This window comes from Moraxella canis (genome assembly GCF_002014965.1).
In the GTDB taxonomy this organism is placed as follows: domain Bacteria; phylum Pseudomonadota; class Gammaproteobacteria; order Pseudomonadales; family Moraxellaceae; genus Moraxella; species Moraxella canis.
Window position 1 is genome coordinate 116,247 of sequence record NZ_MUXT01000006.1, and the last position, 19,305, is coordinate 135,551.

A 19,305-nucleotide genomic window follows, 5' to 3' on the forward strand; every position below is an offset into this window, starting at 1 on the left:
AGTTATGAGTGATGTAACCACTATCGAAACCGACGGCGAAAGCGTGCAAGTACAGCTAATGAGCCGTGAAGAAGCCAATCTAATCAGCAATTTCATCTCTCAAGTTGGGGTATGGATGGCAAATCATGGCGAGAAAGCAAATCATATCGAAATCGTTTACTACCCAGAAGACGACGGCTTTGAAGTCACGAACAACGAAGAAAACAACGGCTTACTACGTCGTAACCGCGTCAGCGTGTTCCGTGGTGAGCTCATCGCCTGGGCATCACAGCAAACTCAACAGCTCAAAGGTTGGGATGGCTTGCGCAAAATCACCGCATTTGCTGTCGTATATCGCGATGGTGAATTTGGTGTACTGTGCAAGACCGCCGATACACAAATGACCGAGACCGTATAAGGAACAGTGATGGCGTTAAGTGCAGATATCCAAAAACAATCCGTTGAAGGCTTGGTGATGCTCTACTGCCTTGACGCCCGTCGTCAAGGTGGCGATGTGTACTATTTTCACAATCACGATAGCAATGTCATCACCTTCAAGGGTAAAGACTACGCACCAACAGCGGTGCAATCGATCGGACTTGAGACACGTGGCGATGGTAAAGCGAGTACGCCGACCCTGGTGTTTGATAATAAGCTTGGTCAACATTGGGGAGGTATGCATGCTTTAACACTGCAGCGTGGTGATTTTGTTGGGGCGGTGCTCACCGTTTATACCACCCTTGCCAAGTATCTAATGAGCCCAAATCCAGAGTACAAAAAGCAAATTTGGTATGTGGAGCAAAAGAAGCGAGCCAACAGCCAAATTGTAGAGTTTGAGCTATCAAACCCTGTGGACTTCGGTCAATCCCAAATCCCCGTGCGGATGATTGGCCATCATTGCCACTGGGCGATGACAGGCGGTTATCGCGGTGAGTGCTGTGGCTATACAGGCACGGCGATGTACACAATCAATAATGAGCCAACGGACAATCCAGCACTGGATCGATGCAATGGATGGTTTGACGGCTGTGAAATCCGCCACGGCAAAGGCAATTCCTTACCATTTGGTGGCTATCCTGCAGCGGGGTTAATCTGATTGGTTTTGCCAAGTTGATTTATTCATGTTAGAATAAAGAGCCGACCAATATAGAGATATATGATGAGTATTCAGCCAAAAACACGTACACTACAAGCTTTGGAGTATATTCAGGGTTATTGCGGCCCAACCAATCCTGAGCACTTAATGTATATTTCTTGGCTGAGGGATGCTGAAAAACTTTTATCGTCTGATAGATATGCAGCATACACACTGCAAGGCTTTGCCCATTTGTTAATGGGTAATATTGACGCAGCGCTTGAATCAATGCAATCAGCTTATCAAATAAAAAGTGATGGTGATGCAACACAAAACTACATCAACACTTTGCATAAGGCTGGTTGCTTTTTGCAAAGTAACGAAATTTCACTACAAAGCCTACATCGCAATCCCTATTTGACTGGTGTTGTTCCGATGGTGATATATAATTCGATAAATTTGCTAGATGGAGACCCTATCATACAAGCTGTTGACTTATATCAAGGTAGCGAAGCAAGAGACTACCTACTTGACAATAGTCGCTTGGCATTAGAGGAGATTGAATTTAGAATCTCTTTATTGGATCGGCTTGGTATCGGCAAAGAAGCGTTCATTAAAACCATGCAGTTATTGCAGCGTTTTTTATCCAAACACTATGCAGGCTATAATGAGTTTATTGTAGCTGGCGAAGAAACAGAATTTGAGGATGTTTTGCGGATTCGCATGTTTTTATCTGGTGTAAATATTGATGACGCCCTTGATTTGAATGATCTATTTATCGATGAACTGGTTGAAAGTGACACGCTGGAATACGATGAATATAAAAAAATACTGGTCAGTTTTATCCCTGTGCAACAAGGAGCAGGGGTATGAGTATTTGTGTTGATGACTTCTGCAGCTTTATCAATGCTGCTTTTGCCAATATGGATGAAAATTCATCAGAAATTATTCATCGTAGCTATATTAATCGTAGTTACTATGCTATTTTTCATAATCTAAGATTGGCCATGAATAATGCAGGAATTGCTACCGATAAATTCAAAACTGGCTCACATCAAAACCTGTTCTACAGCTTGGATGAGTTGGCAAAAAATGATAAAAATCTACGCAAAATTGCCATCAAATACCGTAACTTTTTGACATTAAGGCACAAAGCGGATTATGCATTGGATGATGATATTGAGTGGCATGATGTTAAGCAGGTTCAAAAATATCTTGATGATTTGCCAAGTATGATAGCTACACACATTAAATAAATCTATTTCTAAAACAAACCACCCTATGGGTGGTTTTTTGTTGGACAAAATAAATGCGACTATCTAAATCCCTCAAAGACGCCATCAAAGCCCATGCACTTGATGCTTATCCGCACGAGTGCTGTGGCTTGATTGTGCGAAATACTTTTGATGGCGAGCTTGACTATATTCGCATGGCGAATATCAGCTATGACCCTGCAAATCATTTTGAGATTGACCCTGCTGAATATGCCGAGATTGAATTTAACTTTGGGATCCAAGCCATCGTACATAGCCACCCAGATGGTGAGCCTATGCCGTCTGAGCCTGACCGTGTGCAGATGGCGTTACACGGCGTGCCGTGGGTGATTGCATCGGTCAATCATGGCGTGGTCAATATCCGCACCCACAAGCCCAAAGCCTACACCGCACCACTGGTCGGGCGTGAGTATGTGCATGGTCTGCAAGACTGCTATAGCCTAGTGCGTGATTATTATGAGCGCGAGTGCGGCTTGACGCTGTCAGATTATCCGCGAGCCGTGGACTGGTGGGAAGATGATCATAGCCCAAGCCTGTATGTTGAAAACTTTAAAACCGAAGGCTTTGTCGAAGTGCCATTGTCCGACATCCAAAAGCATGATGTCATCATCTGCCGTGTCGGACGCACTTATCACCCCAATCATGCCTTGATTTATCTGGGTGATAGCGGTGAGCTAGCGAGCGAAAAAACACCGCCAATCTTTGGCAAAAACCTTGTCATCCACCATCCCCACGGGCGTAACTCCGTACGTGAAATTTTTGGAGAAAACTGGGCAAAACGAGTGGCGATGGTGGTGCGACATCAGTCGATGTTTTGAGCGGCGTACATCTGCAAAGCTTCGGTGACGATTTGGGCTTGAGATTTGCCCGTTTGTTTGGACAATGCTTTGACCAGCGCTACCGTGTCTTCGTGCAGCTTAAACGCTTTATTGACGACGCCACGGCGCGCCATGGATGCTTCGTTGATTTCACGGCGCGTCTTGGGATTTGAGACGATTTTTGGCATAACAATCCTTGATTTTTACGCTAAAATTGATTAAGATTAAGGGGCAGGTTAGGCAAGACCGCTAATCTCACCTAACCCCCAATCAAACTATTAACGGTAGCTTGATTGGCTTGCTATCTAGTACGCATTATTGCTAATGAGTAGCAGGATAACAATGACGATGAGTTGGATTAGAGCCTTCATCGTCTGCTCCTTTTTTGTTGATGGGTGTAAGCCCATCGGCTCATCGAGTAGCAAAACTACCTAAGCGTTATTGCTCCGATGGTTTATATTATAGGGTATCCTACACCAAAAGTCAAATAATTTAGGCAAAAACGCATAAATTATTTGACTTTTTTTACATTCAAAAATCACCGCTTATCATCTGATAGGCGGTTTTTTAATGGGTAAAATTTATGAAAACCATTGAACTACACGGCATCTTGGCAAAGAAATTTGGGCGATTTTTTAGGCTTGATGTCAAAAGTGCCAAAGAAGCCAGCCATGCACTGGCTTGTCAGATCCCTGCTTACAAGGCGTTTATGCTTGAGTCTGAGCGTCTGGGATATCGCTTTGCCGTGTTTAACGGCAAAAAACGCACACAGGCGACCAACATTGGCGAGCGTGAACTTGACTACCGTACAAGCAGCGATCACATCCATATCGTTCCCAGAGTGGTGGGCAGTGGCGGTAAAGCTGCTGGCTGGATTCAGACCATCGCAGGTGTTGCCATGATCGTGGCAGGGATTGTTGGTACGCCATTCACGGGTGGCACATCCATGTCATTGGTCGCAGCGGGTGTGGGGATGCTTGCCAGCGGCGTGGCGACCCTGCTTGCACCGACGCCTGATGTCGCAGTTGATAATGAAGACGGCAACAAGCCGAACAATGGATTTGGTGGCGCTGTGACCACTACCGCACAAGGCAATCCAGTGCCTATCTTGTACGGTCGCAGACTGATTGGTGGCTTTATCGTCTCAGCCGGCATTACCGCTTATGACAAGACGATCGATGGTGGCGTGCGTGTGCATAATCACAGCGGCGATATTAATGCTAAGGGCATTGCTGGCAATATGATCAAAAGATCAATGGCAGAAGTCAGAAAATCATTGTAATTTTTTTGGGGTAAATCATGCAAATTATCGGTGCAAAAAAGGGAAAACAAGCAGCCAAGCCTTATATCATGCCTGACAATATGCAATCAGGCAATGAGGTTGGCGTCGTCTATGGGCTTGGCGAAGGTGAGATTTTGGGCTTGGTCGATGGGGGCAGGTCTATCTATCTAGATGGCACGCCACTGATTAATGACAACGGCGGTGAGAACTTCGCCGGTGTGAGCTGGGAGATGCGTCACGGCACGATTGACCAAGAACACCTGCACGGCTTTCCAGCGGTCGAGAATGAGACTGGTGTCAATGTCGAGCTACGCCATGACCGCCCATTTGTGCGTCAAATCCGCAACACCAAGCTATCAGCAGTGGTCATTCGCTTGGGCTTTGGGGCGATTTTTACCGCCAAGGATAACGGCGATCGTGTTGGTCACACCATTGAATATGCCGTCGATGTACAGACCGATGGCGGTGTATGGCGTGAAGTGCTTGCTACCAAATTTAGCGGCAAAGCATCACAAGGCTACAAACGCAGTCACCGCATTGACTTACCCACCGCTAAGAGCAACTGGACAATCCGTGTGCGTCGCATCACCGCCAATAAAGACAGCGAGATGATTGGCGATCGCATGACCATCGATGCACTCACCGAAGTGCTTGATGCCAAGCTACGCTATCCATGCACGGCACTGATTGGCTTACGCTTTAATGCTGAGAGTTTTAATAATATCCCAAAATTCGCCGCTGAATGCCACGGCATGATTATCCAAGTGCCGAGCAACTATGACCCAGTCAGCCGTACTTACTCAGGATTGTGGGACGGTACTTTTAAGCTTGCCTACAGCAATAACCCCGCTTGGATTTATTATGACCTGTGCACCGCTCGTCGCTATGCACTGGGTGATCGGCTGATTGGCCATCTGGACAAGTGGAGCCTGTATCGTGTGGCACAGTACTGCGACGAAATGGTCGATGATGGCCGTGGTGGTCGTGAGCCTCGTTATGCGTGCAATGTCTATCTGCAGCAGCGTGAAGATGCGTATAAGATTTTGCAAAATATCGCAGGGATTTTCCACGCACTAACATATTGGGATGGTGAGCAAATTATCGTCGATGCTGATTTGCCAAAAGATGTGCTATACACCTTCAGCCGTGCCAATATCATCGGTGATTTTGAGTACTCAGGCACTGCCAATTATGCACGACATACTCAAATCAAAGTCGCTTGGGATGACCCAGATAATGAGTACAAAACTACTTATGAGATTGTCCCAGACCTGCAAGCCATCGCCAAATACGGCGTAAAAACCCTTGATATGTCTGCCTTTGGCTGCACTAGTCAGGCTCAGGCGATACGCCTTGGCAAGTGGGCACTACTGTCTGAAGCACTTGAGACGCAGACGGTGACATTTAGTGTCGGGCTAGACGGCTATTTGCCCCACGTGGGCTCAGTGATTGCCGTGTCTGATCATGTGCTGGCAGGTCGTGACAATGGCGGTCGTGTACAAGCCATCGACGGCAATGTCATCACCCTAGATCGTGCCATCACCAAAAGCTTGGCAAGTGGCGATCTGCTGATGATCAATGGCAATGATGGCGTCACTGAGACACGCACCATTACCGCCATCAATGGCAATAAAATCACCGTGCAGACCGCCTTTGAACGTGCCGAAGTTGATGCCGTGTGGGCGATGGATAGTGCTGATTTGCAGACGCTCAAACTGCGTGTGATGTCGATTGTGCAGTCTGAGCCTGCCAAGTTTACCATCACAGGCGTTGAGTACAACCCTGACAAATTTGTCGCTGCTGAGATTGATATCCGTGCCCAGCCAAAGCCTGTGAGCGTCATCCCAACGGCGGTGATTAGCGCGCCTGAGACAGTGACCATCAGCCAATCGGTGCGTGTCGAGCAAGGTGTCAGTATCACCAAGCTAAGCATTGATTGGTCACAAGTCATCGGTGCGGTGGCGTATCGTGTCGAGTGGCGTACCGATGATAATGCGTGGATTGCACTGCCTAAGACCGCCAGCCAAACCATCGATATTGACAATGTCTATAGCGGTAACTATCAAGCTCGTGTGCGTGCAATCGACGCCTTTGATAACGAAAGCCTAGCCACATCAAGCCAAATTACTACCATCACAGGCAAAGTAGGCAAACCGCCACGCTTGGCACGGCTTACCGCCACTGGCAAGCTGTTTGGCATGGAATTGGCTTGGATATTTAACACAGGCTCTACCGATACCAATTACACAGAAATTCAAGTATCACCAGACGGTCGCTCAAATATCGCTACACTAGGGCAGTTTGCCTACCCAACCAACAGCCATACAATCACTGGTTTGCAAGGCAATTTACGCCAATTTTATCGTGCGCGTATCGTTGATAAATTGGGCAATGTCAGCGATTGGACGGAATGGGTCAGTGGCACAACAAGCGCCGACGCAGGAAAAGTACTTGATATCTTATCTGGTCAAATTAGCCAAAGCCATCTTGATCAGTCACTGCGCACGCCGATTGCTAAGATACCGACGCTTGAAACAAACATCAGCAAAATCAATGTTGATTTGCCAAAGTTAAATCAAAGCATTGCTGATGAGCGCACGCGTATTAACAGCATCAATCAGCAGTTGCCGACGCTTAATCAAAGTATTGCTAATGCTCAAAGCACGCTTAATACTGCTGTTGCTAGTATCGACACAGAGAAAAATCGCATCAGCAGCGCGATTGTTGATATCAATGCGCTTAAGCAGTCTGACGGTGCTAAGACGCAAGAATTGCTTAATCTGTCGCAAACTGTGGGCGGTCATACAAGCTCAATCCGTGAGCTTGGCGTAACCACAGGCGAGCTGTCACAACGCTACACTCAGCTAAAAACTGCATCGGATAATGCTAATAGCGAGATTACAGCGATTAAACAGACGCAAGCAGGGCAAGCGACAAGTATTGATAGACTGGGGGCGAAATTTGACAATTTGGCAGTTGGGGGTCGTAATTTATTGCTTAATACTGGCACTTTTGCGAATTGGCAATTTAATAAACATAACAGCGAAACCGCTATCCGTATTGAACCTGCTAATGGCGTTATTACTTTGACTGGCGAGCAAGCATTTTGGAAACATTGGTATCAACGCAGTAAACAAGGCACGGTTGTCAATAACAATATCGGCACCAATCCGCTTTTAAATGAAATTGTCAATGGTAAAGAATATACATTATCGTATGAAGCCAAAGGCGATGTCCAATTAAGGATTTTTGTACGCCTGTATTATCTAAATGGCATTGCCACCCAAAACCATATTTTTATCCGCCAAGACATCACGGGCGACTGGGTCAAATACAGTCATACTTTTACCCTTAATCATAAAAACGGACACGCTGAACATTTTAATTATTTAGCGTTGTTGTTGGAAAGTCATGCTGTTGGCACACTCCAAATTCGCAATGTCAAACTTGAAAAAGGCACCATCGCAACTGATTGGACACCTGCACCTGAAGACATCGACGCTCAATTTGTACAGACTAACGCAAGCATCAGCACGCTACAGCAGACTGTGACCAATGCTGATAATGCTTTGTCTCAACGCATTGATACGATTGATGCAAGCTATAAGAGTGCTGATAGTACGATTAATGCAAGCTTGACGGCAGAGCAAAAAGCAAGGGCTGATGGTGATGGCAGTTTAGCCAGTCGCATGAGTGCATTAGACAGTAAGTTTACCACTGCTGACAACGCTATCAAAGCCAGTGTTGCCCAAGCACAGCAAACAGCAACTAATGCTCAGCAGGCAGTGGCAACGGCACAAAGTCAGATGAATGCGAAGTTTGATAATTTGGCGGTGGGTGGGCGTAATTATTTGCTCAATAGCAACACCTCAAGAAACAGTCATGGCACAACGTATCTACAGGTCAGCCCATCGCTTGATGTGTCAAAATTAAGACACTTTGTATTGTCTTGTGATGTGTCATACACCAACGCCCACCGTGCTACCACTCAAGGGGCAAAATGGTTTAGGATTGGATTAGAATTGACTTGCACCTATACCGATGGCTCAAGAAAATGGTTTGGGTTGTGGAAGCACAGTATCAATAACGGCGATAGTTTTGATGGGCGTATTAGTGCTTTGTGTACTGTACCGTCTGATAAAACACTTGCTCGTATTGACAATGCGATTATTCAAATTTGGGACATTGTCGCTGACACCATGATTGTCAAAAATCCCAAACTCGAACTAGGTACACTTGCCACAGACTGGTCGCCAGCACCAGAAGACGTGCAAGCCGATATTGACCAAAAAGCAAGCAGTGCAAGTCTTGATGAGTTTAAGTCTGCTCAAGCTAAAGCTGATCAAGCAACAGCAACAAAGATCAGTCAGATCGAGACAGCTTATAAATCAGCTGATAACACTCTGATTGCTCAAATTGCAAGTGAAACAACAGCTCGCACAAATGCTGACTTAGCTTTATCAACTCGCATTGATAACTTAAGTAGTGACTACAACAGCAATAAAGCAAGCGTGACAAGACAGCTTAAGACATTGAGCGATAAAGATGTCTCAACATCAAGTCAAATCGACTCATTGACTGCTAATTACACAACTGTCAATAGCAAAGCTGACAAAGCTCAAAGCACTGCTGATACAGCAAACACTAACGCACAAAATGCTAAACGTGTTGCAGATGATGCACTTGGCAAAGCTAATAGTGCCAATGCTGCAATCGCAGCTGAGCAAAAAACACGTGCTGATGCTGACTCTGCTTTATCAAGTCGTGTTGATAGTCTTGATGTATCGTTTAGTCGCAATCATCAAGCAACTAACGCACGCATTGCGAAAGAAGAACAAGCACGAGCTGACGCTGATAGCGCTTTATCAAGTCGTGTTGATAACTTAAATACAAGTCTTGGCTCTAAAGCGAATGCAAGCGCACTTAATAGCTTGACAACCAAAGTCAATCAAGTCGATAGCAAGCTTACCGCTGAAACAAGCAAAGTCAGCACATTGCAAACCACCGTCAGCGGTCACACATCGAGCATCCAACAGCACGCACAGTCGCTAAACGGCTTGTCTGCCCAGTGGACGCTCAAAGTGCAGTCAGGCGGTGTTGTCAGCGGTATCGGCTTAGCAAGTAATCATGGTGTGTCTGATTTTGCGATCAGGGCGGATAAGTTTTACATTGCAAATCCGCAGGGCGATAAGACGCCGATGTTCTCGACTGTTACAAGAACGACGACGATCAATGGCGTGACAGTACCGCCGGGCAACTATCTTTCTGATGCGTTTATTCGCAATGGGTCGATTACTAACGCTCATATCGCTAATGCTGCAATCACAACAGCAAAAATTGGTAACGCGCAGGTTGATACGCTACAGATCGCTGGTGAAGCGGTTGTTGTTCCGCGCTTGCAATTTAGCGCTGGTGAGCAGCAATTTAGTGGCCAAAATGAAATTGAGCTAAATCGTGTTACGCTTAATGCTCAGGGCGGTTTGGTAATGCTGTCATTCTCTTGCTTGAGAATAGATAAGCTAAATACAAACAAGGTTAATTGGAGTATTATTTTTCGCTTTAAACGCGGCGGAAATGTTTTGAGAACGGTCGAGATTTTACAAGAAGTGGGCATAACAGGCATTCAAAAAATTGGTGTTGGCGGCATATCGCCCATCGGCAACTATGCTGACCACGACCATCAATTAGTACATAGCAGCATAGGGTTTCGTGAAAGAAACTTTATACTAGCACCTTTGGCTGATAGCCCGCCATCAGGCGATCAAACTTATACGATTACAATGCAGCTCAAAGGCTATGATTTTAACGATGTAAAAATCACAGATCGGAGCTTGCAAGCAATGGTATATAAGCGCTAAAAGGAGATGTCATGATAATCAAAATCTATGTTATTGATAAATCTGACGGCAGATGTTTGTATGAAGATACAGGCAATCCTGACTATGTCATCGCAGACTTAGGCGATGACAAAGACTTTACACTGACGCCACCGCCTGATAATTCTAAGCAATGGCGGTGGGTAGATGGGCAGTGGATTTAGAGGGTAAAAATATGATCGAGATACAGGGGGCTTTACCAGCCCCTTTTTTGTTGAGCTGGTTGCCATTTTGGGTGTTTTGCGCCTTTGGTGGCTTTGCTAGTGCGTTTATTATGATTGGAGAGATTGACAACCGTCTGAAATATCCATTCATCTCAAAACCTTTGATTGGCATGATGAGCGGTATGGCGATTGTTTTGTATCTTAATCAAAATGTAGAACCACCACCAAGCACGCTGTTGTTTTGGGGTTTTATCACATCATTAATCAGCACGCCAATCATCACAGGTTTTCTTGTATTTGTGAGCGACCAAAAAAGGCAAGATGCCTTTTATAAATCAGCCCAAGACAAGTTAATGCCTTGGTCCAAGTCCGATAAGTTGGATAAAGGGGGTTAATATGCTGCTTATCAACATTATCATATGTGTGATTGGTTTTACCCTGGGCGGATATACATTTGTTCGCCACTTGAAAGGCTTTAACAAAAAGTTTAAAACACCCACGGCAGATGCTTGGCTTGTCGCTGTTGGCACATTAGGCTGGTCGGTACTGTTATATGCAAGTCTTGACGAGTATGGGTTGACTGCAGTTGATGTATTTAGCCATGGCTTATTGCTTATCTTTTGGGTAGGCAATCTACTCAAAGTACAAAAGCATTGTTTGCGATTTCGCAAAAGATTTAGACGTTCAAGCCCCTAGATGGGGCTTTTTTTTATTGGAGTAATTTATGAGCAGTTATATCAGGCAAATTCAAACAGACCTTAAAAATAAAGGTTTTTACAAAGGGTCAGTGGACGGCATCGCAGGTAAGATGACCGTGCAAGCGGTGCGTGAAGCGCTAAAATTCAAAGAAATCAGCGATGATGATAAGCGCGCCGTCATCGAACAAAACCAATCATCGCCCATGGTCGATGTAGATAAAGACATCGCAAGCTCACCAGCTGCTAAAAATGACAAACTATTTTTCCTTGGCGAACGCAGTCTCAAAAACTTGCAAGGCGTTAACCCCAATCTGGTCAAAGTGGTTAAGCGTGCGATTGAGCTCACCGATACCGATTTTGCTGTCATCGAAGGCTTGCGCACAAAAGCAAGACAAGCCGAGCTTGTCAAAAAAGGTGCGAGCAAAACCATGAACTCAAAGCATCTAACTGGTCATGCCGTGGATATCGCACCTGTGGTCGATGGCAAAATCAGCTGGGACTTTAATCATTACTACCCACTTGCCAAGGCGATGGCGAAAGCAGCAACCGAATTGGGTGTCAAAGTGCGCTGGGGCGGCGCTTGGACAAATATCATGGGCAAATCTGGTACGCCACAGGATTGGGTCAAAGCGTATCGTGCAGGCGGTGGACGGTTTTTAGATGGTCCGCATTTTGAGCTGACATCATAATAAATCACCCCCGACCGTTGTGGTTGGGGGTGATTTTTTTTATGCGTGAGGCAGCTTGCCAAGATGCCAGCGATATGCAATAATAACAGCGATTAACAGCAAGCAAGGTGCGAAGGCACAAAATAATAACAGTACGGATAACAGTATTTAATTATTTTGTGATGATATTTGGAAGATAAAGCATTGTAAAAACAATGATTTATAAAATTATGTCAAGTCCCTCCGATCGCACCAAATTTTAAATCTCCAGCTGAAGTCTTTGGAGATTTTTTTATTTTTATCAATAGCCAAAACTACCGATAGACACAACTGATTCATAGTGTTGCTCGGCAACCAGATCATTCAGATAAAAATTTTCAAAAAAACACTTGACATTACCCAGATATTCTATATAATAAGCATTCTAAATTGATGCGGGGTGGAGCAGTCTGGTAGCTCGTCGGGCTCATAACCCGAAGGTCGTTGGTTCAAATCCAGCCCCCGCTACCACTTTTTAAAATCCTAAGCGTTGCCTGATGGTAATCTTAGGTAGCTTAATTCTTTAGATTAAGCTGTCGGCTGGTATTATGATTGCCCACCAACCTTGTGTTATGTGGGCTTTTTTGTATTTAAAACAAATTCATCACTGAAATAACGCTTCTTGCTCATTATGGGTTATACTATGTTATGACGGCGCTTTATTAGACTGTTGTGATGAGTGACCGCCGTTTTGTAAACATCATTTTAGGAATTATCATTCAATCATGAAACCATCAAGCAAAATTGCTGAGCTGACCGAGTTGATTGCCCCCGCGGTCGCTGCCTGCGGTGTCGATTTATGGGGTATTGAGTTTATGCCTCAAGGTCGCAAATCATTACTGCGTATTTATATTGAATCACTGCCTGAAAATCGAGCGGCAGGCGAGCATGTGACCATCGAGGATTGTTCAGCGGTCAATCATCAGGTTTCTGGTGTGCTTGATGTTCACGATCCAATCGCTGGTGAATATGTCCTAGAAGTGTCAAGCCCAGGTTTTGACCGTCCTTTATTTACGCGTGAGCAGGTGGCAGAGTATGTTGGTGAGACAGTCAATTTGCGTCTGATCCACGCCATTGGCAGCGGCGATACGAAGCGGCGTAAAGTGGTGGGTCGCTTGATGAATGTGGGCGAAGACACTATGACAGTTGTCACCGAAGATAAGCTTGAATTTGACATTGCTTTTGATAGCGTGGATAAAGCGCATTTGGTGTACGAAGACTGATGTATTTGGTCTAATGCCTGCTGAGATTGCATGGCTAAGTGTCAATCATTGCATAAAAATTAATCAATATCAATTAACCCAAAGGATCTACAGATGAGTCGTGAAATTTTGACTGTGGTTGAGACCGTCAGTAACGAAAAAGGGCTAAATCCTGAAGATATTTTTGAGGCGATTGAGCAAGCGCTTGTCGTCTCAACCAAGAAAAAAGTCTATACCGAGCAGCCTGAAGTTGCCATCCGCGTACACATTGATCGTAAAACGGGCGACTATGACACGTTTCGTTATTGGACAGTGGTCGCCGATGAAGATCATGAGATGCCGGCGTGTCAGCTTGCGATCAGCGATTTGGACGAAAATGAATGGCAAGTTGGTGATATCAAAGAAGAGCAGATCGAATCGATTGAATTTGGTCGTATCGCCGCCACGCAAGCCAAGCAGGTGATCATCCAAAAAATCCGTGAAGCTGAAAGAGCTTTGGTGGCTGATGCGTTTGAGTCGCGTATTGGCGAGCTGGTGACTGGTGAAGTCAAAAAACAAAGCCGTGATGCTTACATTGTGGATTTGGGTGAAGGTGGCGAAGGTTATTTGGCAAAAGATCAGACATTGCCACGTGAGACATTGCGTGTCAAAAGCCGAGTTTCAGCCATTTTATATCAAGTCAATCGCGATGGTCGTAGTCCACAGCTGATGCTTTCACGCACTAATAATGAGATGCTGATTGCTTTGATGAACAAAGAAGTTCCAGAGATCAGCGAGCAGATCATTGAGATTCGTGATGTGGCTCGCTTGCCTGGTCTGCGCGCTAAAATCTCAGTAAAAACCAATGACCACCGTATCGACCCTGTGGGTGCGTGTATTGGTATGCGTGGTACGCGTATCCAAGCAGTACAGCAAGAGCTAGATGGTGAGCGCATCGATGTCATCGTCTGGAATGAAGATCCGGCGCAATATATCATCAGTGCGCTTGAGCCTGCTGATGTGAGCGGTCTTGTGCTTGATGAAGATGCCAAAACAGCTGAAGTGATTTTTGCGACCAATGATCAATTAGCACGTGCTATTGGTTCTCAAGGTCAAAATGTTCGCTTGGCTTCTGAACTGACTGGCTATAAGCTGAACATGATTTTGGAATCTGAATACAGCGAGCGCCAAGCTTCTGAAAACCAAGCAGTGATTGACCTGTTTTATGAGCGCTTGGAGCTTGATCGCGATTTGGCGGAAGTGTTGGCGGAAGTGGGTTTTGCCGATATCGAAACCGTGGCATACGCACCAGTAGAAGAGTTCTATGACATTGATGGCTTGGATGATGAAACCATCGCTGCCATCCAAGAGCGTGCCAAAGAAGTGATCATCAGTGATGAGATTGCCAAACAGCAAAATATCAAAGAACCAAGCGCAGAGCTTTTGGCTTTAGAAGACATGACGCCAGCGATTGCTTATAAATTGGCCGAGCGCGATATCATTACGCTGGATGATTTGGCAGAGCAAGCCATTTTTGATATCGAAGATATCGAGGGCTTGGATAGCCAAAGCGCTGGTAAATTCATTATGGCAGCGCGCCAATCATGGTTCGAGTAATCATGGGCGCAGCAGTCGTAGGCGCACAGCAATGAGCGTGCAGCCATTAAAATAATTTTGCCAAGCCTAAAGGTTTGGCAGACAATACACAAAGTGGGCAATGTTTGGTAGCGATGCCAAGCCCACTTGCCAAACCAAAACAACTAGGTGATATGAATGGCAAAAACAGTTAAACAACTTGCACAAATTTCAAACACAACAACCGAAACCATCCTAAAACAGCTTGCCGATGCCGGTCTACCAAGTCGCGGTGAAGACGATCTTGTCACCGATACCGAGCAAGATAAATTAGTGGCTTTTTTAAAGCAAAGCCACGGCGAGCAACCAAAATCTCGCATCAGCCTAAAATCTAAAACCACTTCAACCGCTCAAGTTACAGGAACGTCAGGCAAAGCAAAAACGGTCAATGTCGTGCGCACTAAAAAAGTGGTCTACGAAAAACCAGATCCTGCTAAGATTGAAGCAGAAATCGCCGCTCAAGCTAAGGCTGCCGAAGAAGCACGCCTAAAAGCCGCCGAAGAAAAACAAGCCGCCGAGCGTAGCAAGCAAGAAGCCGCCGAGCGTCAAGCAGCAACTTTGGCTGCGATGCGTGCAAGCAGTGAGCCTGCAAAAAATAGTGAAGCTAACGCCACAGTCGTCGTCAAAAAGGTGAAAAAGCCAGAAGATGCCAAGCCTGCTGACAAAGTAGAAAAAACCGAGAAGAAAAAGACCGTCAAGCCAGTTAAGCAAGAATCTGCCGCTGATAAAAAAGCGCGCGAAGCACGTGAGGCTGAAGAAGAGCGCTTGCGTCAAATGGAGGCAGAAACGCGCCGTAAGGCTGCTGAAGAAGCCCAAAAACGTACGCTTGAGCAGATGAAACAAATGGCATCTCGCTATAGCGAGACTGATGATGGTACTACTGCCGCCATTGTTCGCACCAAAGATGATGCGCCGCTGGCTGATGGCTTGGTGGGCGCTGCTCTTGAAGAATCATTTGAAAAAGAACGCCGCGAAATCAAGCGAGGCGCGGCAGGTACTGCTGGCAGAGGCGCCAAAAAAGGTCGCAAAGGTCAGCAAGAAGAGCGTGAAATCAAAACTCGCTCAAAAGGTTTGAAATCGTCTCAAGCCAATAAGCATAAGTTTGAGATGCCTGTTGAAAAAATTGTCCATAATGTCGAGGTAGGCGAGAGTATCGTTTTATCTGATTTGGCTCAAAAAATGGCAGTCAAAGTGCGTGAAGTCATCAAATCATTGATGAAAATGGGCGAGATGGTACGTGAGTCTGACACCATCGATCAGATGACCGCCGCACTGGTGATTGAGGAGTTTGGACATAATTTCATTCCAGTCAGCGACACGCAGCTTGAAGATGACTTACAAGTGGCGGTTGATGAAAAGTCAGGCAATGTTCAGACGCGCCCACCAGTTGTTACCATTATGGGTCACGTTGACCATGGTAAGACGTCGCTATTGGATAAAATTCGTGCCACCAAGGTTGCCAGCGGTGAAGCGGGCGGCATTACGCAGCATATCGGTGCGTATCACGTCACTACAGACCGCGGCGTCATTACTTTCTTGGATACACCAGGTCACGCTGCCTTTACTGCCATGCGTTCGCGCGGTGCACAGGCGACGGATATCGTGGTGCTTGTCGTTGCGGCAGATGATGGCATGATGCCACAAACTGAAGAAGCCATCGACCATGCGCGTGCGGCAGGTACGCCCCTGATTGTTGCGATTAACAAGATGGATAAAGACACCGCCGATCCTGACCGTGTGATCAATGAGCTATCAGTCAAAGAAGTGATCCCAGAAGAGTGGGGCGGCGATACACCTATGGTCAAAGTCTCTGCCAAATCAGGCATGGGCATTGATGAGCTCTTAGAAGTCATCAGCATCCAAGCTGAGCTGATGGAGCTTGAAGCGCCCGTTGATGGTGCGGCTCAAGGTGTGGTCATCGAGTCACGCTTGGATAAAGGGCGTGGTGCTGTGGCAAGCTTGTTGGTCAAGCGTGGTACGCTCAATCAAGGCGACCTTGTTTTGGCAGGCGAATACTACGGTAAAGTTCGCGCCATGACTGATGAAAATGGTCAGCGCATCAAGACCGCTGGTCCTTCGATTCCTGTTGAGATCTTGGGTCTGCCAGAAGCGCCTGCAGCGGGCAGCGAGTTTTTGGTGGTATCTGATGAGAAAAAAGCGCGTGAAGTTGCTGATTTCCGTGCTGCGCGTGAGCGTGAGCGTGTGCTTGAGCGCCAAAACAAAATGCGCCTAGATACCTTGTTTGAGAGCATGGGCAGTGCAGAGGCAGCGACTTTAAATATTATCCTAAAAACGGACGTCCGCGGCTCTTTAGAGGCGCTGTTAAATGCCCTAGATGAGTTATCGACAGATGAAGTCAAAGTGCGTGTCATCAGTTCAGGTGTCGGCGCGATCACCGAATCTGATGTGATCTTGGCAGAATCAAGTGAAGCGGTGCTGCTTGGTTTCAACGTCCGCGCTGATACTGCAGGTAAGCGTAAGGCTGACGAAGCTGGCTTAGACATTCGCTATTACAGCGTCATCTATGGTCTCATTGATGATGTCAAGGCGGCGATGAGCGGTATGCTTGCGCCAGAGCATCGTGAGCAGATCTTGGGTATTGCTGAGGTGCGCGATGTGTTCCGCTCAAGCAAGTTTGGTGCGGCGGCAGGCTGTATGGTTCAAGAAGGCACAATTTATCGCAACAAGCCAATCCGTGTCTTGCGTGACGATAAAGTTATCTTCACTGGTCATCTTCAATCCTTGCGCCGCTATAAGGATGATGTCAATGAAGTCAAAGCAGGCATGGAATGCGGTCTTGCGGTCAAAGGCTACGAAGTTGCTGTCGGCGATAAGATTGAAGTCTTTGAAATCCATGAAGTTAAGCGTGAGCTATAATGATCACTAATCAGCCAACACTAAGCTAATAGGGGCGGCTGATCAATGGATCGCTCATTAATGCTTAGGCGATAAAAAAGATTGGTAGAAATGACCAATCTTTTTTATTTTAGAGTTATGATTTGGGATTTAATTAAATTTACTCATTGACCAAAGAAACTGTCAGCCACACAGATTGATCGCCTTCATCAAATAAAACAGATTGATCGCCTTCATCAAATAAAAGCTGTCTAATTAGTGATTGGCTTGATCAGTGGTATTGATGCTTTGCTTAAGCATGTCTTCACCTTCTTGAATATCAAGCACTTCTTTTTGAAGTTCCACACTAAAGATTGACTCTCGGCTGATGGTTTGGGTGTCTAGGCGAATTTCTTCAATCGCATGAGCGGTTTTGGTGACTGTCGCCGTCTCACAAGATAGCATAATCTCTATCGGCGTTTGGGGTGTCAAAGTGTGTACTTGACCATTGATCGTGATTTGGACGTGCTCGCCTTTTGTGTGGTCGATGATACTCACCAGATCATCTGCCGTCATCTCATCAAGCTTGGGCGGTGGATCATCTTGCTGATAGGTGATGACAAGATGCTCTTCGGTCAGTGTGATGGGAATGTCGACGGTACGCGTTTTAACTTGCTTGGATAAAACGACTTTCCCTGTATTCACTCTCTCTTTATGCACCTGTGCGCGCTCTTCTAAGAGCTCGAGCATTTGATCATTGTTTTGTGGATTCACGGATTGTCTCCTTGGGCTTGATAATTTTAGATCTTATGTGATGATGGCTTAATTAAGCATTTAAAAAAAAGCCAGAGTGAATACTCTGACTTTTTGATTTTGACTGCTGGGTTAAGCTGGGTTAATAAGTCAAAGCGTGATCATCACAGACCGCGGGCGCGGCGTACTTCATCAGCAGTGATGCCTTCATAGTTGACCACATTGCCATCTCTATCAACCACATTACCCAAGTCATCCACATTAAGCTCTTCGCGCTGAATGGTCTCCAAAATGGTCTCAGTGCGAGTCTCGGAAGTCTTGCCCAAAGTCACTTCTTCGGTGACATAAGTTTGTTTGCTCACATTCGCACGCTCTGCTTCCAACTCAACGCTAATGGTGTCTGCACCTGAATCATTGATACGGCGGTCGGTCGGACGATCCACAGCCGTGCGCTCAATATGTGCGTGCTCTTCTTCTAAGTCCACTTCCACACGACGCTCTTCGGTCACGACATGTTTGCCAAGGCTTACAATACCTGCCACAATGCGATCTTTATTAACTGTCAAGCGCTCTTCTAAAAGCTCAAGGGTATTTGGTGCATTATAGTGGCTTTCGTCTAGATCAAGACGGCTTTCTGCTGGCAGCGTGTCAGCGGTATAAAACGCGCGATCTTTGTTGTACTGCTCATCATAAGAGTAGCTGTAATCACGGTCGTATGGTTCCATGGCTTCGACTTGCTCTTTGGTGAGGCTATCAAAATACACTTCATCACCCACGATGCGCGATAAGCCAGCTGGTACAAGCACTTCTTTTGAAAAGAACCACCCCCCTGCATTTACGACCAAATAGCGAATTTTGCCAGTATCGACTTCAACCAAGGCATCTTCGACATTGCCGAGTTTTTCTTGATTGATGCCATAAGCGGTCTTGCCGATTGGATTGTAATAATCTTGACCCAAAACATCACGATTGGTCGTTTCAATGTCGTATAATCTTACTAATTTACTCATAATATTTTCCTTCCCTTA

Annotated in this window: 16 protein-coding genes, 1 tRNA gene and 1 pseudogene; 15 read left to right on the forward strand and 3 right to left on the reverse strand. The window is 45.9% G+C overall.

Annotated features, from left to right (window positions below):
- The first annotated feature begins 4 nt into the window (after positions 1–4).
- The 5 genes from B0180_RS05630 (at position 5) to B0180_RS05650 (ending at position 3,146) form a co-directional block, all read left to right on the forward strand.
- A complete protein-coding gene (locus tag B0180_RS05630) occupies positions 5–397 on the forward strand; it encodes a hypothetical protein (RefSeq protein ID WP_233424936.1) in 393 nt (130 codons plus the stop codon).
- Positions 398–406: 9 nt separating this feature from the next.
- Entirely contained in the window at positions 407–1,075 is a 669-nt protein-coding gene (locus B0180_RS05635) for a phage minor tail protein L (RefSeq protein ID WP_078256051.1), read from the forward strand.
- Positions 1,076–1,138: 63 nt separating this feature from the next.
- Positions 1,139–1,927, forward strand: coding sequence for a hypothetical protein (locus B0180_RS05640; protein ID WP_049237265.1), 789 nt, complete (start codon positions 1,139–1,141; stop codon positions 1,925–1,927).
- A complete protein-coding gene (locus tag B0180_RS05645) occupies positions 1,924–2,310 on the forward strand; it encodes a hypothetical protein (protein WP_078256052.1) in 387 nt (128 codons plus the stop codon). Before B0180_RS05640 ends, B0180_RS05645 begins: the two co-directional genes overlap by 4 nt.
- 53 nt (positions 2,311–2,363) lie before the next feature.
- On the forward strand, positions 2,364–3,146 hold the full coding sequence (locus tag B0180_RS05650; RefSeq protein WP_078256053.1) for a C40 family peptidase: 783 nt from the start codon (positions 2,364–2,366) through the stop codon (positions 3,144–3,146).
- Here the strand turns inward: B0180_RS05650 and B0180_RS05655 are convergent.
- Complete coding sequence (locus B0180_RS05655) at positions 3,131–3,334, reverse strand: ribbon-helix-helix domain-containing protein (protein WP_049237269.1); 204 nt, start codon at positions 3,332–3,334, stop codon at positions 3,131–3,133. The genes B0180_RS05650 and B0180_RS05655 overlap by 16 nt on opposite strands.
- Before the next feature lie 395 nt (positions 3,335–3,729).
- Here B0180_RS05655 and B0180_RS05660 point away from each other — a divergent pair.
- From B0180_RS05660 to infB, 10 genes and pseudogenes are all read left to right on the forward strand, one after another.
- Positions 3,730–4,320 (forward strand): annotated as a pseudogene (locus tag B0180_RS05660) (tail assembly protein); the annotation flags it as partial.
- Between the two features lie 125 nt (positions 4,321–4,445).
- On the forward strand, positions 4,446–10,286 hold the full coding sequence (gene gpJ / locus B0180_RS05665; RefSeq protein ID WP_078256054.1) for a TipJ family phage tail tip protein: 5,841 nt from the start codon (positions 4,446–4,448) through the stop codon (positions 10,284–10,286).
- Between the two features lie 11 nt (positions 10,287–10,297).
- Positions 10,298–10,468, forward strand: a complete 171-nt coding sequence (locus B0180_RS10165) for a hypothetical protein (protein ID WP_167366929.1) — start codon at positions 10,298–10,300, stop codon at positions 10,466–10,468.
- Positions 10,469–10,479: 11 nt separating this feature from the next.
- Positions 10,480–10,863 carry a hypothetical protein gene (locus B0180_RS05670; RefSeq protein ID WP_078256094.1) on the forward strand — a complete coding sequence of 128 codons (384 nt, stop codon included), beginning with the start codon at positions 10,480–10,482 and terminating at the stop codon, positions 10,861–10,863.
- A gap of 1 nt (position 10,864) precedes the next feature.
- Positions 10,865–11,164, forward strand: coding sequence for a hypothetical protein (locus B0180_RS05675; RefSeq protein ID WP_078256055.1), 300 nt, complete (start codon positions 10,865–10,867; stop codon positions 11,162–11,164).
- Between the two features lie 28 nt (positions 11,165–11,192).
- Positions 11,193–11,855, forward strand: a complete 663-nt coding sequence (locus B0180_RS05680; protein WP_143821282.1) for a M15 family metallopeptidase — start codon at positions 11,193–11,195, stop codon at positions 11,853–11,855.
- Between the two features lie 412 nt (positions 11,856–12,267).
- A tRNA-Met gene (locus tag B0180_RS05685) sits at positions 12,268–12,344 on the forward strand.
- A gap of 254 nt (positions 12,345–12,598) precedes the next feature.
- Positions 12,599–13,096, forward strand: a complete 498-nt coding sequence (rimP, locus tag B0180_RS05690; RefSeq protein ID WP_049237764.1) for a ribosome maturation factor RimP — start codon at positions 12,599–12,601, stop codon at positions 13,094–13,096.
- A gap of 93 nt (positions 13,097–13,189) precedes the next feature.
- Positions 13,190–14,671, forward strand: a complete 1,482-nt coding sequence (nusA, locus tag B0180_RS05695) for a transcription termination factor NusA (protein ID WP_078256056.1) — start codon at positions 13,190–13,192, stop codon at positions 14,669–14,671.
- A 156-nt stretch (positions 14,672–14,827) separates the two neighbouring features.
- Positions 14,828–17,566, forward strand: a complete 2,739-nt coding sequence (gene infB / locus B0180_RS05700) for a translation initiation factor IF-2 (RefSeq protein WP_078256057.1) — start codon at positions 14,828–14,830, stop codon at positions 17,564–17,566.
- 234 nt (positions 17,567–17,800) lie between these two features.
- Here infB and B0180_RS05705 read toward each other — a convergent pair whose 3' ends face one another.
- Positions 17,801–18,298 (reverse strand): YsnF/AvaK domain-containing protein, encoded by a 498-nt coding sequence (locus tag B0180_RS05705; RefSeq protein WP_233424937.1) that lies wholly within the window; start codon positions 18,296–18,298, stop codon positions 17,801–17,803.
- Between the two features lie 143 nt (positions 18,299–18,441).
- Positions 18,442–19,290, reverse strand: a complete 849-nt coding sequence (locus B0180_RS05710) for a DUF2382 domain-containing protein (RefSeq protein WP_192831317.1) — start codon at positions 19,288–19,290, stop codon at positions 18,442–18,444.
- Positions 19,291–19,305 lie beyond the last annotated feature (15 nt).